This is a genomic window from Alteromonas stellipolaris (assembly GCF_001562115.1).
In the GTDB taxonomy this organism is placed as follows: Bacteria; Pseudomonadota; Gammaproteobacteria; order Enterobacterales; family Alteromonadaceae; genus Alteromonas; species Alteromonas stellipolaris.
Genome location: NZ_CP013926.1, coordinates 2619198 through 2641556, shown reverse-complemented (window position 1 = coordinate 2641556; position 22359 = coordinate 2619198). Strand labels below are relative to the sequence as shown.

Genomic DNA, 22359 nt, shown 5'->3' with positions numbered 1-22359 from the left:
CAGCGGGCGTGCTTAATTTTTTTGTTAGGTGCGCTCACTTTTAGAGCTCCAAGCCGCTCTTGTCGTGCAAACAGCCGACTAAGATACTAAAGCCTTTGAGCTGTTCTGTAACGGATAGAAACCTATTCCCTTGTGTGTCGTAAAGATGAAGTATTTGAGCGCTTGCTACATGGCGAACTTTTAAAATCGAGCTCCATTGTACGCTATTACATTTACTTCCATTTTTAACACTAATTCCCTTTTCCGATAGAGTGATAACAGCATTCATAAATGGTAGTGTTTTTAAACCATGTACAGTCATATATAAGCACCCACCGCCTAAAAATGCTGCTGAAAGAAACAGAAGAAATTCATATTTTTGGTACCAAACCGGTAAGAATAGGCACCAAATAGAAACGCCCAACATTATGGGTAAAAATACCCATCCTATAATACGTACCCAATAAGGGTGACTTAATTTAAGTTCTTCCATGGTAGCACCTAACGCCGCCTTAAGCGGTGAGTAATTGTTGGCTAAAATGTGCAGCGAAGCGGAACCCAGCCAACAGTTACGAATCCGACTTCAAGGCCTTGTTATAACGACTTACACCATTGCTTTGGTTATGGGCCCCAAATCCTTAAGTGCATATGCAGCAAAACCAGCTTGAGCATGATTCGAAGCAATTCTTACTTTTACAGTTTTATTGTAGTCAAAAAAATCTTTATACATTGCAGGGAATTGTGCTCCTAGAGCATCAAAAGGTTTTCCTAGAAATAGATTTTTTAAATTTTCGAACTTATTGGGCAATGCAAAGATCGCCTCATTCTCATGTATATCTGTACTAGTATTTGAATAGACAGAGAAAAATTCATCCACGGTTAAGTCAATCTTCAAATAGAATAAGAAGAATGGCTGCGCCCTTTTTAGATCCATAAAATAACCAAGACAGGATATATCTTCTTGATCGAAGTGTTCTTCATTTAAATTTAGTTCATCAGTAAGTGAGCGCGCAGAAGTGACAAAGGGGGATGGTTTACCTTCAGAATTTACATCACTACTTAAAGGATTGTTCAATGATCGATACATGCCTTCAGCCGATGATAAATGGACTGCTATTTCATGCTTGCTTTGTTTACTTGCGACAAATTGATTTTTCGATCTTACTGAGCATATAAGAAAGCCATCTTTAGTAACTAATAAAGTCCCTGTTCCTATTTTGAACTGGCAATTTGTGAAATCTGTCATTGTAGATATAGACAATAATTTTTTGTCCATATTCAACATGTATCTAAGCGTATGATTTTCTTGAGTTGCTTCGTGATAGTAAGCTTTGTCTAAGCAAAGGTTTGGAAATACAAAGTTATAGTAATCTGTATTCTCTATAATCAGCTTGTAAATATTAACACGTTTACCATTTTGTCCTTCAGGTCGGCTAACATCAATTCTCCTAAGCGCAAAAGAGGCATTATTGTCAAATGTCATACCATTTTTTTCAGAGTATTCTTTCTTGGCTGTTATCTCTTTGATTTTCAGTTGTTCAATATTTTCAGAGATCGTTGGCTGATATTCACAAACTTCTGCATCAAAACTTGATTCCTTAAGAGGGGATGATAAGAAAACATTTTCTGGTCTAATATCTTCAACTTTAAGTAGATCGAATAGTTCCTTAATATCCAGTTTACTTTGTCGCTTGCTTATAGAGCTTACTGGATCCACAAACCAACTTTTCATGTTTGCGAGCAAATCTTTAGGAGCCACTGCGAAAAATGCAAGTATCCCTAATATTGAAGCAATAATGCCTAAGACTTCTATCATCTAATTTCCATATCGTTATAACGCCCAACTTAGGGGCAATAACACGCAGGCTAAACTGGGAGCGAAGCGACTGAGCCTACGTGTTATTGTCCCAGTGAGCGCCAGCGAACGGCTACAGTTGTTTGTTATACCCGTTCTTCAAAATCTCTCACCAACTCAGCTAATAAAGTTCGTTGCTCTTGAGGAATACCATTATCTAATTCACATTCAAGCCCTCGAATTAGATAATATTCTGTCTCATTTTTTATTTTGCCGCGCTTTAAGATGGATTTGTACTTTGACCAATATCTGGTTCTTAGCGTTGATAAAGTGATTGTACCGTTATCTCGTAATTGTTCATCTAATTCACTTACAGTATTTGAGTCCCAGCTAGCAGTATCTTCAAGCGTATCGTTGATAGCCTGTTTGAGGCCTTGGAGAGCTTTTGATTTCCCAAATTTATTGACGATTTCAACCAAACAATTCGAAGGATGGATGGGATCTTCCCTCTGAATGCCAGATACATTTGTTGAATAGAATTCTAAGAATAAAGATAGCTCCTCAAATTCTAATTCTTTTTCTCTAGACATCTTCCGTGGCATCTTTTCCTCCAAGGGTATAACGCCCAACTTAGGGGCATTAACACGTAGGCTAAAATGGGAGCGAAGCGACTGAGCCTACGTGTTATTGTCCCAGTGAGCGCTAGCGAACGACTACAGTTTTTTGTTAGGTGCCCAGCCGATGTTGCTCGAGCGTGAAGGCATAGTATTCATCTGCTTTTTCAATAGCCTCTTCAATTCTATTACTCTTCATAGATTCCAATGCATGCGCACCTATTAATTTGACCTGAGGTATTGGTGATTTTGCTGCAACTTGGCAGAAAAACTCAATCCCTTTAGTTATCTGCGAAATTCGATCTCCTTGCAACATTTTTAACTCAAGCGGAAGCTCGATTTGGTGAGTATTTAAGAGTGTTTCCCATTGATATGAACCCTCAAACTCGACATCCATTAAATTGCAATTTACGATATTGACACCTTTAACTTCAATGCCCGAATACATTTTGAATCGTCCTCTCATAACTCCATCCATAAACCAAGTAAACGGCTGACCGATAGCACCGTTTAACTCGCGGATGTTTGTGCTGTCGCTTCCAAAAAAATTGAGCCGAACTTCCCGAATTGCCATAAATCTCCAAGGGCACCTAACTTTTAAATAAGGGGCGCAGATGCGTGGGGCATAATAGCGAAGCCGCCCCGCGTATAGGCGTCCCAGCGACCGAAGGGAGTGGCTTAAGCGCTTGTTAGAAGCAGAGCCTGTTCCTTTGGCCTAATTAAAAACTAATAAAGCCAGCATACGATTGATTGTTAAAGCAAACAAGCAAAATGCCAGTGCAGTGATGTAGGTGATTTAGCTGAAGCAAGCCGCTATTTGAATTGGTAAACGCAATGGCGCTTGCTGGCCTAAAATAATAACTTGGCTAAAAAGCGCCTATTGCGCGACCTTTGAAGTCAATGCGGCGAAGTTAAAACCACCAAAAGCCAGAGCGATGCTAATGAAAGCAGATGAGGGTAGTTGAACTTGGATTTTTATAAAGCCAAACGAGGTTTAGGCTGACGCCTTCTAACTTTAAGCTAAGCGGCGCTGGCATGTGGGCTAAAATCCCGAGCGAAGCGAGTTAGCCCACATGTTAGCGTCCGAACGACCGAAGGGAGTGACTTGAGCGCTAGCGCTCAAGTCACTCCCTTCGGTCGTTCGGACGCTAACATGTGGGCTAACTCGCTTCGCTCGGGATTTTAGCCCACATGCCAGCGCCGCTTAGCTTAATGTTAGAAGGCGTCAGCCTAAACCTCGTTTGGCTTTATAAAAATCCTAGTTCAACTACCCTCACCTGTTTTCACTAGCATCGCTCTTGCTTTAGGTGGTTTTAACTTCGCCGCATTAACTTCAAAGGTTGCGCATTAGGCGCTTTATCGCCAAGTTCTTATTCTAGGCCAGCAAGCGCCATTGCGTTTACCAATTCAAATGGCGGCTTGCTTCAGTCAAATCAACTACATCACTGCACTGTTGTTTTACTTGTTTGTGTTAATAATCAATCGTATGCTGGCTTTATTAGTTTTTAATAAGGCCAAAGGAATAGGCTCTGCTTCTAACAAAGCGCTCAAGTCACTCCCTTCGGTCGTTCGGACGCATTTACGCGGGGCGGCTTCGCCATTGTGCCCCACGCAACTGCGCCGCTTAGCTTAAAGTTAGCTGCCAAAGGATATAAAGATGGAATTTTTAAGCCCTATTCAACTATTAATTTTGGTTTTGATAGTTGCCGCCTTAGTCGTTCAAATTATTGCCTTTAAAAAAGGTAAATTTGTAGAAGTTGATTACTCATCAAATCAAAGGTTATCAATTGCAATCTCTGTCGCAGCTCCATTGATTGTCTGGGCTGTATTCACTACTCACTATTTTCTCATAGCTATTGGCATTGCTATAGGAGCGGCTTGCTACCAACGAAAAAAATGGTACAAATTCAAATAATGTCAGCTAACAAAAAAATTAAGTCTCTCACTCCGTTCGCTGGGACGCATACACGTGGGCTGCTTCGCATTATAGCCTACGCGTCTGCGCCCCTTATTTAAAAGTTATATGCCACTAGGAAAACCTAACTCATGGTTTACTTATTAGCTGGGATTGTGTGTGTTCATTTGGCTTGGGCATTTTTTAATACTCTAGCTGTTAACAGCACATTGTTTATCAATAATAGCTCTCGAGCTATGACCTTACTTGTTAACTGGCTTATTCCAATAGGTGGCCCTGCTATTACTTTGGTTGTCCTTCGCTCAATAAACCCTAAAGTAAAAAGTCGCAATCCTGTTACGGACGGTTCTGGTAGTAGCAATCTATATTCGGGGAATGAGGGTTCAGATTCTGGTGGTGGCTGTGGTGATTAACGTAGCTAAACAAGGTTGAATTTAAAATGGCTTATAACAAAAAAATTAAGCACGCCCGCTGCGCGGGCTGGGACGCAAACACGCAGGCCGGCTTCGCCATTATGCCCTACGTGCCTGCGCCCCTTATTTAAAAGTTAGGTGCTTATAAGAAAGGAATCTGAATTTGATCTCTCCTTTATATATTTTTCTGTGTTTTTTGTTTCTTGTTATCGGAACTTTGTTATTCAATAGCTTTAAATATAAAGGGCTCGTGACTTTTTCGTGTTTGGTATTTGCCGTATTATTTTTAAGTAGCTATTTTGATGAATCATCCGACTTTTCCAAAGAAAATAGTCATGCAAAGCTCATTATAAGTCTGTGTATTATCTACTTTGTCCCGGTAGCACTGCTAGCTACCATTGCAAAACTGTGTGAAAAACTAAGTTACTTAAAAAGTAGTGTTATTGCTGTAATCTCATCAATAATTGTCGGAGCAAGCTGGCCTGTTTTTGTACTACTAACAATTTGTAGTATAGGCTTGGACTGTGTTTAATCCGTTGGGTCAGACGAGGTTGTTTATGAACGCACCTAACAAGCCAATAAACGCACTCACTACGTTCGCTGGGACGCATACACGCGGGGCGGCTGCGCCATTATGCCCCACATGTCTGCGCCCGTTATTGAAAAGTTATACGTTGTTGAAAAGGAAGTCAGTTTGAAAAAAATCATATTATCAGGGTACATTGATGTACCGAATGACCAAATAAAGTTAGTCAAATCTGCGCTACCTAAACACATTGAGCTGACTCAACAAGAGAATGGGTGTTTAACATTTAAAGTCACTCAAAGAACAAATGAACCCAATATTTTTGACGTATACGAAGAGTTCGTTGACAAGGAAGCTTTCGAGAAACATCAAAAAAGAGTATCAAACTCCGATTGGGGAATAGCTTCAAAAAGTGCACTACGTCACTATGTCATTACAGAGGTTTAGGAACGCTCGGTGGTAACGTATAACAAAGCGCTTAAACCACTCCCTTCGGTCGCTCGGACGCATTTACGCGGGGCGGCTTCGCCATTATGCCCCACGCAAATGCGCCGCTTAGCTTAATGTTATGTGCCACGGGAAGTTTGGAATCTATGGAAGAATCAATAATAAACCTATTGAGCTTACTTGTATCAATCATCGCTGCTTCTATTTCTGCTGTGGCTTTAATAAGAACAAGAAAGACACAATCAAAGTTTTTGGAATTAGAAAAAATTCATGCTGAGCTAAGCCAGCGTCAAATAAGGGAACTCGAAGAGTCAAACAAAGACAAAATGAGGACGACAATAGATCTAGAAATAGTCTCTGGTTCTTTATTTGTTCGCAATGTAGGCAAATCGAATGCATCAAATATTAATATTTCCTTTGAGAACGATGATGAAAACAGGATCGTTGAGAGCGAACTAAAGCAGCTACCAATTCAAAAGCTAAAACCCTTTGCCGATTATAAACTGCTAGGCTCTTATGATACTTTTGATTCACCGGACGTCATAACCGTATTGGTCAGTTGGACAAATCTTGACGGTTCAAGCGGCTCAAGTGAAGAGGTTTTAAAATGCTACTAGCACATAACAAACAACTGTAGCCGTTCGCTGGCGCTCACTGGGACAACAACACGCAGGCTCAGTCGCTCCGCTCCCAGTTTAGCCTGCGTGTTATTGCCCCTAAGTTGGGCGTTATATGTCAGTGTAAGTTGAGGCTATATGGATGTTAAAGAAGACCTTAAGCCATACACTCTCAATAAGTTCATCCTAGACACTCTCGGTATGTTGTTGGGGTTTGCTCTTTGCTGCTGGATGGGTTCGCTTTTCGAGAACTTCGAGCAATGGTTTGAAGGACGACGCTCTGATGGGTATGCCTTTTTACTTGGTGTAGCTATTATAGCTTTATGCTTTTGGAGTATGGCTAAAGGTTTAATAGCATTAATAAGAGCGAGGTTTTCTGAGCAGCATGACACATAACAAAAAAATTAAGCTCGCCCGCAACGCGGGCTGGGACGCAAACACGCAGGGCGGCTTCGCCATTATGCCCTACGTGCCTGCGCCCCTTATTTAAAAGTTAGAAGGCGTCAGCCTAAACCTCGTTTGGCTTTATAAAAATCCTAGTTCAACTACCCTCACCTGTTTTCACTAGCATCGCTCTTGCTTTAGGTAGTTTTAACTTCGCCGCATTGACTTCAAAGGTTGCGCATTAGGCGCTTTATCGCCAAGTTCTTATTCTAGGCCAGCAAGCGCCATTGCACTTGGTAACTTAAATGGCAGCTTACTTCAGTCAAATCAAAGCCATCACTGCGCTGTTGTTTTACTTGTTTGTGTTAATAATCAATCGTATGCTGACTTTATTAGTTTTTAATAAGGCCAACGGAACAGGCTCTGCTTCTAACAAAACGCTTAAGCCTCTCCCTTCGGTCGCTGGGACGCCTATACGCGGGGCGGCTTCGCCAATTATGCCCCACGTATCTGCGCCCCTTAGCTTAAAGTTATGTAACACGGAGAGTTTAGTGAAAATTATACCTATAGCATTCATGGGCGCACTATTAGCCTTCCCATCATCTGCAAATGAAAATAGTTCTATTGGATACAAAACAGTCGACCTAGCTCTTCAAGCATTGAAAAATAAAGATGGTACAAATTTAAGCATCCAAGGAGGCTGGACTATTATCGAAGATACAGAAGAGTCTAACTTGGTTTTATGGTCGTTTACTCCCGAGACTCACGCAGCTCACCCAGCAGCGATAAAGCGTAAAGTCCTTGAGAAAAACCAAGCAATTCACATTCAAATGTCAGCACTCTGCCAAGCTAAAAAGGCAGATTGTGACAAGTTAATGAAAGAGTTTGAGCAGCTAAATAAGAACATCATGAAAGGTTCTGGATAAGTGTTACATAACAAGTTGCTCAAGTTCGTTCGTAAACTCACTGGGACAATTAACAGTTGGCTTGGCGCTTCGCGCAAGTTTAGCCAACTGCTAATTGCCCCTTAGCAAAGCGTTAGCTGCCTATAGGATATTTTGTGCTAAAACTATATCGTTTCTCTGAAGAGAAAAAGGAATACTGGGAAACTTGGCCAAACGATGATGGATCTCATACGGTTCACTGGGGAGAACTCGGTACGACTGGCGAGAGTAAAGTTCTAAAAAATGGCCTGTTTAAAAATCCACAGAAAGCTATTCAAAAGGAAATTGATGATTTAGTCGCTAATGGATTCAGTCAAGTCGAGCAAGAATTTACCCTTATGGTTGAGTATTCTGTAGACGGATTCGGGACACCACAAGATCTAGAAAAAAGAGCAAGGCTTCAAGATCGTCTAAATAAAACACTTGGATGGACTGGCTTAGGACACTGTGATGGCGGAAGTATTGGCAGTGATACTATGGAAGTATGTAATTACGTTGTCGATTTTGAGGTTGCTAAGCGCATCATTGAAAAAGACCTTGTAGGTACAGAGTTTGAAAACTTTACTCGTATTTACGATGAAGACTTAGAGTAGTTCGGCAGCTAACAAACCGCTGTAGTCGGTCGCAAGCTCCCTGGGACAATAACACGTGGGCCCAGTCGCTTCGCTCCAAATTTTAGCCCACGTGTTATTGCCCCTAAGCGGGGTGTTAGGTGTTCGAAGCCTCATAGGTATTCAAGATCAATAATGATGGAAGATAAACTCGATATAAATCGCTTAAATTGGCACAAATCATCTTACCTCGGTCACTATGATAAAGATTGTAAATATTACGAAGGTATAAGGTGTAGATGTCAAAAATGTGATTGTTCTTTTGTTTTTACTCCTGAAGAGCAAAAGCAAAAATTTGAAATTGATAAGGTTTACCCTGGTTGGTTACCAACACTTTGCTTTTCATGTACTAAAAATTGGAATACTTTAAATGAGAATATTTTAGGCATGGAGTGTAGGTGGGAAACTGAGCGTAACGAATTAGCCCTTAATAAACAGTTCTTGAGTCAATGGCTTGAATTAATTCGTACTGCTCAGCCTTATAAAAAGAAACAATTCGATTCTCGTATTGGTATGATATTAAAAATACTCAATAAGTAAACACCTAACAAGGCATTCAAACGGACAATTTACAGTTGGTTGTTCGCTTCGCTCAATTTTAACCAACTGTAAAATTGCCGCTTAATGTGGCGTTAGGTGTCAGGGATGAAAACGGTACTACTGTCATTTATTGTAATTGTGTTAGCTGGGTGCACTTCAGTCGCCAAACCAACTATTCACCTCCACTCAGATGGAGTTAGCGAAGAAAACTTAACTAACCTAAGAATCAAATTAGAAAAAAGTGGATATACCGTAGTAAGTGGCAATCAAGACTTTTCTCATTTCTTATTCACGCCACTCATAGTTGTTCCCAAAAAATCAGGTTTCAATACACCAGAGCTTCAGCAGCAAATAACCAACACTTTAGGCTCTATCCCAATTGTAAAACGTGGTAACTTTAAAAATCATAAGTATTCGGGCGACCACATTGGTGTGTATCTTCGAGGAAACAATGCCACCTAACAAAAAAATTAAGTCACTCACTTCGTTCGCTGGGACGCATACACGTGGGCTGCTTCGCATTTTAGCCCACGCGCCTGCGCCCCTTATTTAAAAGTTATATGCCAAAGGAAAAGGAATTACTGATTGTTTAAAAATAAATTTATCTTGGTGATTTTTGCTCTATCACTATCATGTTTGGCTCATGCAAACCCAAAGCGCACCGGCTTAGAGAAAGAAGTGTTGGCTTCATTTCAAAGTCTTGTAGAAGCATCAAAGAGGCTGGATACAAAATCTTATTTTCAACATTTTGATGCAGACAAGTTTATCGGTTTGAATAGCGACGGTACAAACTGGAACTCTATCGATGAGCTGACACCAGTTATAAATGTTGGCTTTAGCTCAATACAAAAAGTTAATTATCTAGAGTTCCTAAACGTCAAGGTGTCAGTCATTGATGATTACACCGCTATTTTAGTCAACGAGTTTTCACAATCTGTATTGCTTAAAAATGGTACTACCTATACTTTTTCAGGTGGTGGTACACAAGTCTGGTCTAAACACAGCGGGCAATGGAAATTAGTTAGTGTGTCAGCAAGTAATAAACCTTCAGCCAGCACTCCGTAAGAAGCTGGCATATAACAAAAAAATTAAGTCACTCACTTCGTTCGCTGGGACGCATACACGCGGGGCGGCTTCGCCATTATGCCCCACATGTCTGCGCCCGTTATTGAAAAGTTAGAAGGCGTCAGCCTAAACTTCGTTTGGCTGTATAAAAATCCCAATGAAACTACCCTCAACTGTCTTCACTAGCATCGCTTTGGCTTTAGGTGGTTTTAACTTCGCCGCATTAACTTCAAAGGTCGCGCAATAGGCGCTTTATCGCCAAGTTATTATTTCAATTCTGCAAGCGCCATTGCGTCTGTCAGCTCAAATGGCAGCTTGCTTCAGTCAAATCAAAACCTTAAGCTAAGCGGCGCTGGCATGTGGGCTAAAATCCCGAGCGAAGCGAGTTAGCCCACATGTTAGCGTCCGAACGACCGAAGGGAGTGACTTGAGCGCTTTGTTAGAAGCAGAGCCTGTTCCTTTGGCCTAATTAAAAACTAATGAAGTCAGCATACGATTGATTATTAACACAAACAAGTAAAACAACAGTGCTGTGATGGTTTTGATTTGACTGAAGCAAGCTGCCATTTGAACTGACAGACGCAATGGCGCTTGCTGACTGAAAATAAGAACTAGCCGATAAACCGCCTATTGCTCGACCTTTGAAGTGAGCGCGGTGACATTAAAACTACCAAGGCTTTAGCGATGTTGGAAACAACAGGTGAGGGTGGTTGAACTGCTATTTTTATAAAGCTAAACGTAGTTTAGGCTGACGCCTTCTAACAATTTAGTGTACGGAAAAAATCCTTTATGCAAGGTGGAAAATTTCCATATTTCATTGATTTATTGTCCCAGTCTATTTTTTAAGCTTATGATTAGCAAGTCATTATTAATAAACCCTAAACCACACCCAGAGAAAGACGGAAAAATTCCGTAATAGATCGAGTCTATGCAACTGAATCTTTGGCTGTATAAAAAAACAGTGCTTATGCAAAATTATTTTAGTTTGATAAATACTAAATTACCGCAGGAGTAATTGACTTGCTATAGGTTAGAGTAAATACACTAAATATAAGCATATTGATACAAATAGGCATTTTTTAGCGACTATTGCGCCTGCTAAATGTTGTTTCCAAATACTATAATGCATTGCTAAGAGTAGTTTTAACCCTAAGCGCGTCACCAATCTTTTAATAGAGCTTACCTCAGGCTAGGCGGTGACTGCGTAATCAACATTGGCAGGTAATTTTATGGCGATTAACAACCAATTTGGCCCTAAAGGCTGGACTCCCGAGCGTTTAGGTTCTCTTACGGGGAAAACGTTTCTCATCACTGGCGCAAATACCGGTGCAGGGTTTCAGGCTACGCGAATCTTGCTATCGAAAGGGGCTAATGTGGTAATGCTAAACCGAAACCCTAGCAAATCGGAAGCTGCAATGGCCCAGCTAAAAAGTGAATTTGGTGATGAAGCTAAAGTTAGTTTTATACAATTAGATTTAGCGGAGTTGGCGTCAGTAAGGCGCGCATCGAAAGAAATATTAGAAAAGGTGCCTAAAATCGATGCACTTGTGTGCAATGGCGCAATTGCTCAAATCGCCACGCAACAGCTTACTGTCGACGGGTTTGAAAGTCAGTTAGGGGTGAATCATTACGGTCACTTTTTATTATGTGGTTTGCTCTTTGAAAGAATTGAAGCGTCAGAAGGCAGAATTGTAGTGGTGTCTAGTGAAGGCCATAAAATGGGTTTAAAAGCCATTCAATTCGATGACATGAATTGGGACAAAAACTACCATCCAAATAAAGTGTATAGCCAAAGTAAGCTAGCTCAAATGATGTTTGCCTATGAACTGCAAGACAAAATCAAAGCGGCTGGGAAGAATGTGAAAGTATACGTTTGCCACCCTGGGGCTTCTAATACATCTCTTATCAGGGAAAGCGCGAGCTTTATGACACGGATCTCCTGGGCATTTATGGTTAAAATCGGCTTAGCGCAAACCGCTGAAAAAGGCGCTTATCCAGAGGTAATGTGTGCAACCGAAGAAAACTTAAAAGAGCGTGCTTATTATGGGCCAACCGGCATCATGAATTTTGGTGGCCCGGTAGGAGAGGGTAAGCTTGAATCATTTGTTTTGCAAAAAGACGCGTTAACTCGATTGTGGGCGCTTTCTGAAAAAGAAACCGCTATTGATTGGCCGCTTTAATTTAACAAGTAACGCGCTTTGTGTTTAGGCTAAAAGATGAAAAGATTATTTTTGGGTGTGGGTATCAGTATGTTAATTACAATGAATTCATCGGCTAACGATAGTAGTAAGTTAGCCGATACTCAGCAAGCTATTCAAAGCTCGGAACAAAGTTCTGATCAAGGCTCAATACAAGATGTTGAGGGCAACGTTTATCGTACAGTTAACATTGGCAATAGAGTATGGTTGGCTGAAAATTTAAGGTCGACCAAATTTCAGGATGGCACTGCGTTAAATACGGGCTTCATTCCTGATGATAACGACAAAAACCTTTCAGGCTATGGCAGGCTTTATGATTGGAATGATGTTTCTGACTCCCGAAATATTTGCCCTGAGGGGTGGCGAGTTGCATCAGATGAAGACTGGAAAGCGTTGGAGTCTGCTATTGGTATTGCCGAATCTGATCTGGATAAAGAAGGGTGGAGAGGCGAAAGCGACATTGCTATTACACTTAAAGCTGCACAACCAAATACATTGTTTAAGCGTTTTGACCAGTCCCAAGTAAATAAGCATAAATTTTCTGCCACGCCAGCGGGTGTGAAGTTGGGTAATTGGTATATTACCCAAGGCATGTATACTGAGTTTTGGACAAGCAGCAATGCCACTGAAAAAGAGGCTTTTGCTAGAACACTGGCATATTCGTGGTGGAACTCTCATAAAGGAGAAATTCGCCGCGCCAAACTCAAAAAGAGTTATATGTTCTCGGTTAGGTGCGTAAAAATTTAGGTTGAATGATGTTCCTCTTAACGACTACAAAATCCGTTGCTGTAACGGTTTTAATGCTAATGCTTTTTCATACTGCGGGTTGTGCTAACTCTGAAGCAAAGTCGCTTAACTACCAAGTGGATGATGAGCTTGTGGTGCTAGCCCATGGATTAGGGCGAAGCGATTGGGCGATGTGGCGTTTTGCCCAGCGCTTGGAACACGCAAACTATAAAGTATGCCGATTAGACTACGCTACCATCGGGGTTAGTGTGGCGTCGGTATTAGATGAAACAACCAGCCAAATCGATGCGTGCTTACAAAATGCCCCCAAGGTACATTTTGTAGGGCACTCCCTTGGTGGTTTAGTCATTAGGGCGTATCTGCAAAACCACGAAGAAGCGTTAGAAGCCGTGAACGTGGGTGAGGTAGTACTAATCGGTACGCCAAACAAAGGCAGTGAGCTGGCCGACTATTATAGTGATTCTTGGTTGATGAACCTAGGTGGGGGAATTAGTCGCGCGTTGGTAACAGGCAGTAGAAGCCTGGGCAATAACCTTGATGCGATAGATTTCAATATAGGCGTTATTGCTGGCACAAAGCCATTGGGTTTAACGAACGACAGGTTCAAGGGGCCAAATGACGGTTTGGTATCAGTAGAATCTACCAAGTTGGAAGGCATGAGTGATTTTATCACCATCGAGGTTGGCCATGCTCAAATGCGATATAGCGAAGAAGTGGCAAATCAAACTATACATTTTTTACAGAATGGCGCATTTGAGCACTAATACGAAGACATTAGTGCTCCTATATAATCTTGCGCAATCTCGCAAGCAACCACGCGAATTACCTTAGCTAGGTGAGCGTTTCGTAATTAGTAAATACTTTATACAGCTGTGTGCCACTTAGTACCGATGCCGACGGAAAGTGCAAAATAGGTATTAAATCGCATGGGGCATTCAATAAACGGCTGCCATTATCGTTATCAAGCTCGTCGATATTTAGAATTTTAGCTAGGGGCTCACCCGCCTTAATAGTTTCCCCTGGTTTTGCCATGTATTCCACCATACCGCCCCAGTCAGTAAACAGGGTTTTATAGTCTTTCAGCATTACCCCTAACCGAGTCATATGGTCAGGCTTAACATCACAATTATGCAGTGCGCCTTTTGCGTTTAAGTAACTGAGTATACTTAGCGCATCCACATCGCCTTCGGTGAAATTAATCACCTCTTGGCTACCCATTTCAAGCGTAAAAGCTTCAACGTTAAATTCAATACTTCGCTGCAGGTTTGCTTCAATACATTCTTGTAGCGTCCACCATGGGCAAAAAGTCGCTTCGTCTAATGCGCCAGCGAAAACGTTGGGAATAAAAATGCAGTGGGGAATATTGAATAGGCTAGCGCTGGGCTTAGCATACTCAGGCACATAAATATGGCGTGTGGAAACAGGGCCGTTATGTAAATCCAGTACAAAATCAGCGTTCACCGCTAATTGCTGTAATTTTAAGTTAAGTTGCTGCGCTAAGCCTAAACCCCAAGGTGTGGCAAGTTTAGTATCAATGGCGCTTGATAAAAACGTTCTGAAACGTTGCTTTATGCCTTGTACCGACTCTTCTGGAGTAACGGTATTAGCAAATTGCTCTACACTGCCTTTATCGAAATGATAGCCTCGGTTCCAATTAGTGCCGTTTACAGGGTCGAAGCGGCCCATGGTGTACTCACCGGCTTTTATATTAGTGCCCACAGGGTTGCAATTGGGTACCAAGATAATTTCACCACAAATATCCATGTCTTTTAAGCGTTGGATAAGGTGGTATATCACTACGTTACCTTGCACCTCGGCGCCATGTATCGAGCTTTGAATGTATACGGTGGGGCCGGGTCTTGCGCCACGCATTCGGTAAATAGGTACATTCATATTTCTGCCAGAGGCGTTTTGCGCCACGACAATATGCTGTTTAACAACCTTAGTTGTCATAACTCTCTCTTTTTAGTTCGTTGTTATTCATGTCGTTGTAAGTTAATGATGCTTTCGCAAGTACTTGCGTAACACACTTGGGTGATGGACGTGCGCTAGCTTTGATTGTTATCAGCATTTTTGTGCTATTTGTTGCAAACATCACACTGCATAGTATTTGGTAAGGTCCATTGTTGCCACTCATGTTGTAAGCCGTCGAAGGTTAACAAGGTATTCAGCGGCACTGAACCAACTCTCATTAGTACTTGCATGGCAAGCAGGGCTTGGTAAGTGCCTACAATATTCACGATGGGCGAAAAAATGCCTGCTTCTGTACAGCTTAATTCAGGAGCGCTAAATAACCTGCGTAAACAGGCATAGCATTGGCTCTCGCCAGGTTTGGCTACAAATAATTGACCTTCAAAGCGAATGGCCGCACCGGAAATTAAAGGTACGCCGTGTTTATAACATAAGTGGTTTATGAGGTCGCGGCTTTGCGTATTATCGGTACAATCCAGCACAATGTCGTGCTCGCTAAACAGTTTGTGGTTATTTATTTCAGCTTTCTCTATTCCTGAAGAATCTGTCTGAGAGGCATCTACCTCTTCGCTGTCTACCCCAGAGCGGTCTATAGAAGTATATGGCGTATTATCTGGTTGCAAACTCGCTTCAATACCTACAATGTCACAATCGCTATTTATTTGCGCCAGCCTAGCTTTAGCCGCCATTACTTTAGACTGTCCAATTTGGCTTTCATCGAACAAGGTTTGGCGGGGAAGATTGGTGTGTTCAACAATATCGTTGTCTATGAGTGTGATTTTGCCCACACCACTGCCACATAAGCTTGTAGCCGCCGCATTACCTAAACCACCTACTCCAATTAGTAGAACGCGTGACGCCGCCAACAATTCCTGCCCATCTATATCAACTTGAGGCAGCACAATTTGGCGGTTGTATCGCATTACCTGCTTAGTAGATAGCGGGGTTTTCATTTACGCAGTACCCTTATAGATGAATTGGTGTTGTTCACGTTGTGTTTTAAGCCTTACCACTACTTTAATTTATAATGGTACATGGCAATGCGTCATACGACCAACACACAACAATTTTCAGATTAGGCGCTGCATTTTACAAATTAAGCTTTTAAAATCGACGTCTTTGCAAAGACGCGGCGCCTGACTAAAAAACCGAAGCGCCGCTAGTGCAGTATATGTTGCCGCATACATCAATGTGGTAAGCTGAACGTAACATGATGTATTAATTAGGCGTACTTTATCAAAGCCTGAATAAATGTCGCATATCAATTTAGGATTTCTTATGTCTGTAGTTAGTCAGCCGCTAAATTTGGCGGTACTTACCATTTCTGACACCCGCACACTTGAAAACGATAAGTCAGGGGATTATTTAACTGGCGCATTAGAAACTGCGGGGCATAACTTAGGCGACAGAGCCTTAGTAAAAGATGATATCTATCAGCAACGCGCTATAGTGTCAGCGTGGATAGCAACCCCCGACATTCACGGTATATTAATTACCGGTGGCACCGGCTTTACTCATAGAGACTCAACGCCAGAAGCTATCAGTGTTTTATTCGATAAACAGGTTGATGGTTTCGGTGAATTGTTTCGCCAAGTAAGCTACGAAGAAATTGGTACTTCTACCATTCAGTCTCGCGCTATTGCAGGTTTTTCCAATAACACCGTCATCTTTTGTTTACCGGGTTCTACAGGTGCTTGTAAAACCGGTTGGGAAAAAATTATTGCCAGCCAGTTAGATGTCGACTTCAAACCCTGTAATTTCGTTAAACACTTGGTGTCGTAATGGCCACATTTAGTCATTTAAACGCGGGCGGCGAAGCTAACATGGTGGATGTTAGTGATAAAGCGGTTACCGTCAGAGAAGCCACTGCTCAAGGCTATTTATATGCTAGCCCAGAGGTTATCAGCCAAATAAGCAATGCCACTATTGCTAAAGGCGATGTATTTGCCGTTGCGCGTATTGCAGGTATTCAGGGGGCAAAGCGATGCGCCGATCTTATTCCTTTGTGCCATCCTCTAGCGCTCTCGAAAGTCGATGTTAACTTTGCCATTGAGCCGGAAAATAACCGTATAAAAACCACTTGTTTTTGCAAGCTAAGTGGAAAGACGGGGGTGGAAATGGAAGCCCTTACCGGTGTAAATGTGGCTTTGCTTACCTTATTTGATATGTGTAAGGCTATCGATCCTGGTATGCGCTTAGAGGGCATTCAAGTGCTCGATAAAAAAGGCGGTAAAACGGGGCATTGGCAACGTATCGATGAACCAGCTAGTAGCCATATAAAAGACAAGAACCCATTAGGTGAGTAATTTACCTTCATAGGAATCAACATGAATGTAACCGTGAAAACCTTTGCGCAATTACGTGAAATTACCCAAGAAGGTAACTTCACTCTAACGCTGCCCGATAGTACCGTTACTATGGGTGACGTTATTACCTTGCTAAAAAGCCGAAGTGAAAAATGGGCGCAAGCTCTTGGTGCCAGTGCTGATAGCGAGAATGGCAGTGTATTAATGGCGCGAAACCAGCAACTGTGCGACATACAAACTCATGTGCAACCAGGTGACGAACTTGCCTTTTTCCCACCAGTAACAGGGGGATAATCATGTTCGCATTAATTGGCGACGCCGACTTCGATCAACAATGGTTATACAATCGCTTACGCCAAGAAGCTAGCCAAAAAGCGAAAGGCAATGTAGGCGCTATTGTTACTTTTACCGGCTTGGTACGAGACAACAATGTCGATGGCAATATCTTAGGCATTGAGCTTGAGCATTACCCTGGCATGACAGAGCAAGCCTTAACCGACTTAGTGCAACAAGCCATCACTCGATTTTCGCTAACCTCGGCAGGCGCGGTTCACCGTGTTGGCCGATTATATAACGACGAGCAAATAGTCTGGGTGGGCACTGCCGCACCCCATCGCGCCGCGGCCTTTGAAGGCGCCAACTTTTTAATGGATATGCTTAAGCAATCTGTCCCCTTGTGGAAAAAAGAATTTACCCGAGATGATTCTCGTTGGGTTGAGGTAAAAGCCTCAGACGACAAGGCCGCTTTGGCTTGGTTGCGAGAAAAATAGAAATGGCGGTTGGCGCAAAGATACTTACTTGTTCAAGAATAATACCCGCGTGTTTAAGCACGCGAGTAGGTAAACCTAAAGTCAGCGCGGGTACGTTTCTGTCTGTTGTCTTTTTTACTCTGAGCTTTGCGTGCAATGCGGCAGTATCAAACACGTATCTTGATTCGGATAATAATTCCGCTAATTATGGCAAAGCAGTGCCCATCTTGTCTTCGCCATTACAGGTAGCAGTAGCCGCAAATTTTGCCAAGCCCTTACGTAATATCGCCAATGATTATTTTAAGAAAAGCGGGCAGGAAGTTAGTGTTACCGTTTCTTCCAGTGGCACCCTATTTGCGCAGCTTACTCATGGTGCACAGTTCGATGTATTCCTCTCTGCCGATACTGCTAGGCCAAATGCGTTGGTAGAGGCTGGGCGTGTTAACGCTGAAGATGTGCATGTTTATGCTAAAGGTAGACTGGCCTTTCTGTCATCGAATACCACTACTTCAACGCCTAATTTTACCGCTGCTTCCTTGGCTGGGAAAAAGCTGGCCATGGCAAACCCTAAACTTGCTCCTTATGGCCACGCAGCAAAACAGTATCTTGTTAATACCAATCAATGGAACATTGTTTCCCCGCATATTGTAATGGGGAAAAACGTACTTCAAACCTATCAGTTTTTTACTACAGGTAACGCCGACTATGCCTTGGTGGCATACTCACTTACATTGACGGATAAGCAAATTAATGAGGCTGGCGGGCGTAATACTAGTGCTCGTGCTGCCGCGGCATTACTCATTCCCGATACCCTGCATCAGCCCATATTACAAAGCCTTGCGGTTACCGCTGCCGCCGATAGAAAAGCCGCAGCGTCAGCATTTGCTCGTTATTTATTGTCACTAGAAGTACAGGAAAACTTACCCAATTGGGGTTATCAACCCGCTAATGATCCACTACCGATTAGCGTAGATTCGCGTATTAGGGAGAACAAGGAAGTAAACAACAGTGGCACTAGGGGCTTACCGTAAATGCTAGAGAGTAGCGCTTTTGCCGCAGTAGGCTTAACCCTAAAATTGGCTTTTTTAACCAGTCTGCTTTTAATGTTATTGGTTACTCCTTTGGCATGGAAGTTAGCAACTTGGCAGCATAAATTAAAACCCGTGTTTATGTCGGTGCTTGCATTACCCTTGGTACTTCCGCCCACAGTGCTTGGGTTTTACCTGTTGGTGGCCTTTTCGCCGCAAAGCCCAGTAGGGGAAGGGTGGCAATGGCTCACCGGCCATCAACTTGCGTTTAGTTTTGAAGGCTTAGTGATAGGCTCCTTTATTTACTCGTTACCCTTTGCACTACAGCCGCTGTATAGCGGCTTTACTCAACTCGATAAACGGTATGTTGAAGTGGCGCATTCATTAGGTTTTGGCAAAATTGAGACGTTTTTTCGCATCATACTTCCCTTGTGCAAAGCGCCGTTTATAGTAGCTTTCGGCCTTAGTTTTGCCCATACCATAGGTGAATTTGGTGTAGTGCTAATGATTGGAGGCAATATTCCAGGTGAAACCCAAGTGCTTTCAATAGCGTTGTATGAGCATGTTGAAGCCTTAGAGTATGGTCAAGCACATGCACTTTCGTTTGGGCTACTGTTGTTTTCATTTTTGCTGCTTACGCTGCTGTATCGCTTTAATGGAAAGGGAGGGCAAGGTTGGAGTTCAATATCTCGTTAGTAAACCGCATTAGTGCGAACGCCGTGTTGCCAGACTCCATGCAGGTTGTGGGTATTACCGGGCCATCAGGTGCCGGCAAAAGCAGTTTGCTTCGTGCGCTAGCTGGGTTCGAGCCAGAAGCGACGGTAAGTGTTAATTGGTTTGGCGAAGGCGCTAAATCAATAGCTACCGCTAAAGCGGGTTCAGCTACAAAGACGGTAAACGCGATAAAAGCATATAACGCAAAAAACGCGCTTGCCCCCGTGCGAGTGGGCTTAGTATTCCAACAACCAATGCTATTTCCTCATGTAAACGTAAAAGGCAATTTAGCACTGGCACAGCGTCATGCAGGGAGCAAAGCGTTAGCGGTAGAGCATGCCCTCGCTGGGTGTGAGTGCGAACACCTGTTGCATAAATCAATAGATAGCCTTTCAGGTGGCGAAGCGCAGCGGGTGGCGTTAGCGCGAGCACTGGTTAATGGGCCAGATGTGCTAATGCTTGATGAGTCGTTAAGCGCATTAGATGCAACGTTACGCAGTAAAATCTTACGATTTTTAGTAAAAACCTGTGGGCGCTTAAATATAAAATTAATCATGGTGTCTCACGATGTTCAAGACTTAGCCCTATTTTGTGATGGGCTAATATTGGTTGAAGATGGGGCGGTAGACGCGGCGGGCTCAGTAGCTTACGTTATGGCGAAAATCGCCAGCCAAGGAAGCGTAGAAAACCCCTGTGCCATTTTAGAAGGTGAGATAATTCCACACTCGGATGATTTTCCTCATCCGTTTACTCGTTTAAACGTAAGCGGCAATATATTGTACGCTAAAGCGACCGTACAAAGTGATAACGAACGGAATACCAATAACAACACTGAACAAGGGCTAGACTCGAACCCGCGTCAAGCGCGAGGAAAAATAGCCGTTTTTGCCAGTGAAGTGAGTATCGATACCAATACACAAGTGAATGTGCCCTCTAGCAGTATTTTGAATGCGCTACCGTGCGAGGTGGTGAAAATTTATTATCCTGAAACACTGCAATATAACAATCCACAAGCTAACAGCCAGCAACTTCAAACCGCAATCGTGATGCTATCCCACGATGCACAAACGCTATATGCCAGAGTAAGTACTTTGTCGATTGAAAGGTTGAAACTTGAACCTGGTTTATCCGTGGTTGCCAGGTTCAAGCTTCAGTAGATGTGCAGCGTGTTTTAAAGCCCAGCGTTTGGTATTTCTACAAGCTAAATGCTGCAGGCTAAATTCCGGTTCTCTTTATTCTCACTGCCTACATTCCCGCGACCAACATTCTCGCGATTTAAATCCTTGCGATCTAAATTCCCACTTCCTAAATTGCAGCAGAATAGCGCGAGATATGGTGATCTTTATTTAGGTAAGCATCAAACCTTGCACATATTGCTCTTATGTAAATGCGAGACGTATCTGGAACACTAATATATCGGTCGCTAAGCTCAATAATACCGTCGGCCATTAAGGATTTAAGGCTTGTTAATTCAATACAGAAATAGCCATTGAAGTTAATATTGTATTTATCTTCAATGTCTTTCTTGTCTAAATACAAATTACACATTAAAGACATGATCACATCTCGGCGAATGCGATCGTCTAAGCTTAACGCAATACCATTGGCGGTTAGTGGTAAGTCGTTATCCAACCGGTTGTAATAGTCTTTGAGTTGCTTAGGGTTCTGACCATATGCATTACCTATTGTACTAATAGCCGATACACCTAAACCAAGTAAGTCACTGTTTTTATGGGTAGTGTAACCTTGAAAGTTTCGGTGCAATACGTGGTTGTGCTTAGCCATGGCTAGAGTATCACTGGGTTTAGCGAAGTGATCTAAACCAATCATCTCAAAACCTGTTTTAGTAAAGCTTTCTACTGCCATTTGGTGCAGTGCCGCTTTTTCATCAGGGGTGGGTAGGGTATCTAGCGGTATTTTACGCTGGGCTGCGAATCTATCGGGTAAATGTGCATAACTAAAAAGAGAAATTCGGTCGGGTGACATGGCTTTTACCGCCACTATCGTGGTGCGAAACTTCTCCATAGTTTGTTTTGGTAAACCATAAATCAAGTCTAAATTAACCGAGGTATAGCCTATGTTTTTTGCATCGAATACTAATTTGGCAATATGCGCCGTACTTTGAACACGATTGATAGACTGCTGAACATCCACATTAATATCTTGCACACCGAAGCTAACGCGGGTGTAACCTAATTCATTTAAATCTTCTAAGTATTCACAAGTCACATTTCTGGGATCTAACTCAATCGAAAACTCTGCATCGCTGGAAATAAGAAAGTGTTTCTTAATCAAATACATTAAATAGGTATGTTGTGTTGCTGAGAGGAAGCTAGGAGAACCTCCACCTAAATGAAGCGCTACTACTTTCTTATCTTTATATAGCGACTTTTTCGCTACCATCTCTTTTTCAATATAGCTAAGGTAATGGTCGGCTTTTTCGTTGTGGCGAGTCACTATTTTATTGCAGCCACAGTAATAGCAAAGCTCTTCGCAGAAAGGGATGTGGATATACAAGCTTATTGTATCGGCACCGCAGTTTTCAGACGCGCTCTCTAATAAGCCATCATTCACCGCCTCAAATTTAAGTGCAGTAGGGTAAGAAGTGTAACGTGGCGCCTGTTGTGCATACTTTGTTATTGTACTTGTGGCTTGTTCAATTGGCGAATTCATAGTTATCTTCTGCTTAGTTTGCTAGTAAAGTAGCGAAAGACTCACATACACGGTGTCTTTCTTTCGTGTTAAACCCATTTCATCATTGATAGTAATGCAAACTAGTAAGGTGTTTATTGATCT

At 42.4% G+C, this 22359-nt stretch carries 26 protein-coding genes; 19 read left to right on the top strand and 7 right to left on the bottom strand.

The window, feature by feature from the left end; all coding sequences use genetic code 11:
* Positions 1 to 40: 40 nt before the first annotated feature.
* From AVL57_RS11225 to AVL57_RS11210, 4 genes are all read right to left on the bottom strand, one after another.
* Positions 41 to 472 (bottom strand): hypothetical protein, encoded by a 432-nt coding sequence (locus AVL57_RS11225; protein ID WP_057791341.1) that lies wholly within the window; start codon positions 470 to 472, stop codon positions 41 to 43.
* A gap of 111 nt (positions 473 to 583) precedes the next feature.
* Entirely contained in the window at positions 584 to 1795 is a 1212-nt protein-coding gene (locus AVL57_RS11220; protein WP_057791343.1) for a hypothetical protein, read from the bottom strand.
* Positions 1796 to 1920: 125 nt separating this feature from the next.
* Positions 1921 to 2364 carry a hypothetical protein gene (locus AVL57_RS11215; RefSeq protein WP_138118198.1) on the bottom strand — a complete coding sequence of 148 codons (444 nt, stop codon included), beginning with the start codon at positions 2362 to 2364 and terminating at the stop codon, positions 1921 to 1923.
* A 136-nt stretch (positions 2365 to 2500) separates the two neighbouring features.
* The gene (locus AVL57_RS11210) at positions 2501 to 2962 is read right to left on the bottom strand and encodes a hypothetical protein (RefSeq protein WP_057791347.1); all 462 of its coding nucleotides are present in this window, start codon (positions 2960 to 2962) and stop codon (positions 2501 to 2503) included.
* 1083 nt (positions 2963 to 4045) lie between these two features.
* Here AVL57_RS11210 and AVL57_RS11205 point away from each other — a divergent pair.
* From AVL57_RS11205 to AVL57_RS11145, 12 genes are all read left to right on the top strand, one after another.
* Positions 4046 to 4303 carry a hypothetical protein gene (locus tag AVL57_RS11205; RefSeq protein ID WP_057791364.1) on the top strand — a complete coding sequence of 86 codons (258 nt, stop codon included), beginning with the start codon at positions 4046 to 4048 and terminating at the stop codon, positions 4301 to 4303.
* Positions 4304 to 4434: 131 nt separating this feature from the next.
* Positions 4435 to 4716 (top strand): hypothetical protein, encoded by a 282-nt coding sequence (locus AVL57_RS11200; protein ID WP_057791362.1) that lies wholly within the window; start codon positions 4435 to 4437, stop codon positions 4714 to 4716.
* Positions 4717 to 5350: 634 nt separating this feature from the next.
* Positions 5351 to 5689, top strand: coding sequence for a putative quinol monooxygenase (locus tag AVL57_RS11195; RefSeq protein ID WP_312038617.1), 339 nt, complete (start codon positions 5351 to 5353; stop codon positions 5687 to 5689).
* A 146-nt stretch (positions 5690 to 5835) separates the two neighbouring features.
* Positions 5836 to 6306 carry a DUF8453 domain-containing protein gene (locus AVL57_RS11190; protein WP_057791360.1) on the top strand — a complete coding sequence of 157 codons (471 nt, stop codon included), beginning with the start codon at positions 5836 to 5838 and terminating at the stop codon, positions 6304 to 6306.
* A 689-nt stretch (positions 6307 to 6995) separates the two neighbouring features.
* Positions 6996 to 7616: a hypothetical protein gene (locus AVL57_RS21420; RefSeq protein ID WP_232363275.1), complete on the top strand. Its 621-nt coding sequence runs from the start codon at positions 6996 to 6998 to the stop codon at positions 7614 to 7616.
* 134 nt (positions 7617 to 7750) lie between these two features.
* The gene (locus AVL57_RS11175) at positions 7751 to 8227 is read left to right on the top strand and encodes a hypothetical protein (protein WP_057791356.1); all 477 of its coding nucleotides are present in this window, start codon (positions 7751 to 7753) and stop codon (positions 8225 to 8227) included.
* 153 nt (positions 8228 to 8380) lie between these two features.
* Complete coding sequence (locus AVL57_RS11170) at positions 8381 to 8785, top strand: hypothetical protein (protein WP_138118199.1); 405 nt, start codon at positions 8381 to 8383, stop codon at positions 8783 to 8785.
* A gap of 105 nt (positions 8786 to 8890) precedes the next feature.
* Positions 8891 to 9247 carry a hypothetical protein gene (locus AVL57_RS11165; RefSeq protein WP_057791352.1) on the top strand — a complete coding sequence of 119 codons (357 nt, stop codon included), beginning with the start codon at positions 8891 to 8893 and terminating at the stop codon, positions 9245 to 9247.
* 123 nt (positions 9248 to 9370) lie between these two features.
* Positions 9371 to 9850: a nuclear transport factor 2 family protein gene (locus tag AVL57_RS11160; protein WP_057791350.1), complete on the top strand. Its 480-nt coding sequence runs from the start codon at positions 9371 to 9373 to the stop codon at positions 9848 to 9850.
* A gap of 1229 nt (positions 9851 to 11079) precedes the next feature.
* Positions 11080 to 12030, top strand: a complete 951-nt coding sequence (locus AVL57_RS11155) for an SDR family oxidoreductase (protein WP_057791366.1) — start codon at positions 11080 to 11082, stop codon at positions 12028 to 12030.
* Positions 12031 to 12066: 36 nt separating this feature from the next.
* The gene (locus tag AVL57_RS11150) at positions 12067 to 12795 is read left to right on the top strand and encodes a fibrobacter succinogenes major paralogous domain-containing protein (RefSeq protein WP_232363276.1); all 729 of its coding nucleotides are present in this window, start codon (positions 12067 to 12069) and stop codon (positions 12793 to 12795) included.
* A gap of 59 nt (positions 12796 to 12854) precedes the next feature.
* Complete coding sequence (locus tag AVL57_RS11145) at positions 12855 to 13559, top strand: alpha/beta fold hydrolase (RefSeq protein ID WP_231751156.1); 705 nt, start codon at positions 12855 to 12857, stop codon at positions 13557 to 13559.
* A gap of 67 nt (positions 13560 to 13626) precedes the next feature.
* Here the strand turns inward: AVL57_RS11145 and AVL57_RS11140 are convergent, their stop codons facing one another.
* Together AVL57_RS11140 and AVL57_RS11135 are read right to left on the bottom strand one after the other, a co-directional pair.
* Complete coding sequence (locus AVL57_RS11140; RefSeq protein ID WP_057791370.1) at positions 13627 to 14748, bottom strand: M14 family metallopeptidase; 1122 nt, start codon at positions 14746 to 14748, stop codon at positions 13627 to 13629.
* Positions 14749 to 14873: 125 nt separating this feature from the next.
* Positions 14874 to 15719: a HesA/MoeB/ThiF family protein gene (locus AVL57_RS11135; protein WP_057791372.1), complete on the bottom strand. Its 846-nt coding sequence runs from the start codon at positions 15717 to 15719 to the stop codon at positions 14874 to 14876.
* A gap of 325 nt (positions 15720 to 16044) precedes the next feature.
* Here AVL57_RS11135 and moaB point away from each other — a divergent pair, with 325 nt between their 5' ends.
* The 7 genes from moaB to AVL57_RS11100 are packed head-to-tail and all read left to right on the top strand — an operon-like array spanning position 16045 to position 20720.
* Positions 16045 to 16548 (top strand): molybdenum cofactor biosynthesis protein B, encoded by a 504-nt coding sequence (moaB, locus tag AVL57_RS11130; protein WP_057791374.1) that lies wholly within the window; start codon positions 16045 to 16047, stop codon positions 16546 to 16548.
* On the top strand, positions 16548 to 17072 hold the full coding sequence (gene moaC / locus AVL57_RS11125) for a cyclic pyranopterin monophosphate synthase MoaC (protein WP_057791377.1): 525 nt from the start codon (positions 16548 to 16550) through the stop codon (positions 17070 to 17072). The genes moaB and moaC overlap by 1 nt, the downstream gene beginning before the upstream one ends.
* Before the next feature lie 21 nt (positions 17073 to 17093).
* Entirely contained in the window at positions 17094 to 17366 is a 273-nt protein-coding gene (locus AVL57_RS11120) for a MoaD/ThiS family protein (RefSeq protein WP_057791378.1), read from the top strand.
* A 2-nt stretch (positions 17367 to 17368) separates the two neighbouring features.
* Positions 17369 to 17842: a molybdenum cofactor biosynthesis protein MoaE gene (locus AVL57_RS11115; RefSeq protein ID WP_057791380.1), complete on the top strand. Its 474-nt coding sequence runs from the start codon at positions 17369 to 17371 to the stop codon at positions 17840 to 17842.
* A gap of 2 nt (positions 17843 to 17844) precedes the next feature.
* Complete coding sequence (modA, locus tag AVL57_RS11110) at positions 17845 to 18852, top strand: molybdate ABC transporter substrate-binding protein (RefSeq protein ID WP_057791382.1); 1008 nt, start codon at positions 17845 to 17847, stop codon at positions 18850 to 18852.
* Entirely contained in the window at positions 18853 to 19545 is a 693-nt protein-coding gene (modB, locus tag AVL57_RS11105) for a molybdate ABC transporter permease subunit (RefSeq protein WP_057791384.1), read from the top strand.
* Positions 19524 to 20720 (top strand): ATP-binding cassette domain-containing protein, encoded by a 1197-nt coding sequence (locus AVL57_RS11100; RefSeq protein WP_057791386.1) that lies wholly within the window; start codon positions 19524 to 19526, stop codon positions 20718 to 20720. Before modB ends, AVL57_RS11100 begins: the two co-directional genes overlap by 22 nt.
* Positions 20721 to 20868: 148 nt before the next feature.
* On the opposite strand, the gene hemN is transcribed toward AVL57_RS11100, so the two are convergent.
* Positions 20869 to 22236: an oxygen-independent coproporphyrinogen III oxidase gene (hemN, locus tag AVL57_RS11095; protein WP_082604899.1), complete on the bottom strand. Its 1368-nt coding sequence runs from the start codon at positions 22234 to 22236 to the stop codon at positions 20869 to 20871.
* Positions 22237 to 22359: the final 123 nt, after the last annotated feature.

Excerpts from the sequence above, each read along its gene's own strand:
- moaB (WP_057791374.1), top strand. The coding sequence starts at position 16,045 with ATGTCTGTAGTTAGTCAGCCGCTAAATTTGGCGGTACTTACCATTTCT.
- hemN (WP_082604899.1), bottom strand. The coding sequence starts at position 22,236 with ATGAATTCGCCAATTGAACAAGCCACAAGTACAATAACAAAGTATGCA.
- AVL57_RS11140 (WP_057791370.1), bottom strand. The coding sequence starts at position 14,748 with ATGACAACTAAGGTTGTTAAACAGCATATTGTCGTGGCGCAAAACGCC.
- AVL57_RS21420 (WP_232363275.1), top strand. The coding sequence starts at position 6,996 with ATGGCAGCTTACTTCAGTCAAATCAAAGCCATCACTGCGCTGTTGTTT.
- modA (WP_057791382.1), top strand. The coding sequence starts at position 17,845 with ATGGCGGTTGGCGCAAAGATACTTACTTGTTCAAGAATAATACCCGCG.
- AVL57_RS11115 (WP_057791380.1), top strand. The coding sequence starts at position 17,369 with ATGTTCGCATTAATTGGCGACGCCGACTTCGATCAACAATGGTTATAC.
- AVL57_RS11170 (WP_138118199.1), top strand. The coding sequence starts at position 8,381 with ATGATGGAAGATAAACTCGATATAAATCGCTTAAATTGGCACAAATCA.
- moaC (WP_057791377.1), top strand. The coding sequence starts at position 16,548 with ATGGCCACATTTAGTCATTTAAACGCGGGCGGCGAAGCTAACATGGTG.
- AVL57_RS11155 (WP_057791366.1), top strand. The coding sequence starts at position 11,080 with ATGGCGATTAACAACCAATTTGGCCCTAAAGGCTGGACTCCCGAGCGT.
- AVL57_RS11225 (WP_057791341.1), bottom strand. The coding sequence starts at position 472 with ATGGAAGAACTTAAATTAAGTCACCCTTATTGGGTACGTATTATAGGA.
- AVL57_RS11195 (WP_312038617.1), top strand. The coding sequence starts at position 5,351 with ATGCCCCACATGTCTGCGCCCGTTATTGAAAAGTTATACGTTGTTGAA.
- AVL57_RS11135 (WP_057791372.1), bottom strand. The coding sequence starts at position 15,719 with ATGAAAACCCCGCTATCTACTAAGCAGGTAATGCGATACAACCGCCAA.
- AVL57_RS11220 (WP_057791343.1), bottom strand. The coding sequence starts at position 1,795 with ATGATAGAAGTCTTAGGCATTATTGCTTCAATATTAGGGATACTTGCA.
- AVL57_RS11205 (WP_057791364.1), top strand. The coding sequence starts at position 4,046 with ATGGAATTTTTAAGCCCTATTCAACTATTAATTTTGGTTTTGATAGTT.
- AVL57_RS11120 (WP_057791378.1), top strand. The coding sequence starts at position 17,094 with ATGAATGTAACCGTGAAAACCTTTGCGCAATTACGTGAAATTACCCAA.
- AVL57_RS11145 (WP_231751156.1), top strand. The coding sequence starts at position 12,855 with ATGCTTTTTCATACTGCGGGTTGTGCTAACTCTGAAGCAAAGTCGCTT.
- AVL57_RS11165 (WP_057791352.1), top strand. The coding sequence starts at position 8,891 with ATGAAAACGGTACTACTGTCATTTATTGTAATTGTGTTAGCTGGGTGC.
- AVL57_RS11200 (WP_057791362.1), top strand. The coding sequence starts at position 4,435 with ATGGTTTACTTATTAGCTGGGATTGTGTGTGTTCATTTGGCTTGGGCA.
- AVL57_RS11215 (WP_138118198.1), bottom strand. The coding sequence starts at position 2,364 with ATGTCTAGAGAAAAAGAATTAGAATTTGAGGAGCTATCTTTATTCTTA.
- modB (WP_057791384.1), top strand. The coding sequence starts at position 18,853 with ATGCTAGAGAGTAGCGCTTTTGCCGCAGTAGGCTTAACCCTAAAATTG.
- AVL57_RS11210 (WP_057791347.1), bottom strand. The coding sequence starts at position 2,962 with ATGGCAATTCGGGAAGTTCGGCTCAATTTTTTTGGAAGCGACAGCACA.
- AVL57_RS11150 (WP_232363276.1), top strand. The coding sequence starts at position 12,067 with ATGAAAAGATTATTTTTGGGTGTGGGTATCAGTATGTTAATTACAATG.
- AVL57_RS11190 (WP_057791360.1), top strand. The coding sequence starts at position 5,836 with ATGGAAGAATCAATAATAAACCTATTGAGCTTACTTGTATCAATCATC.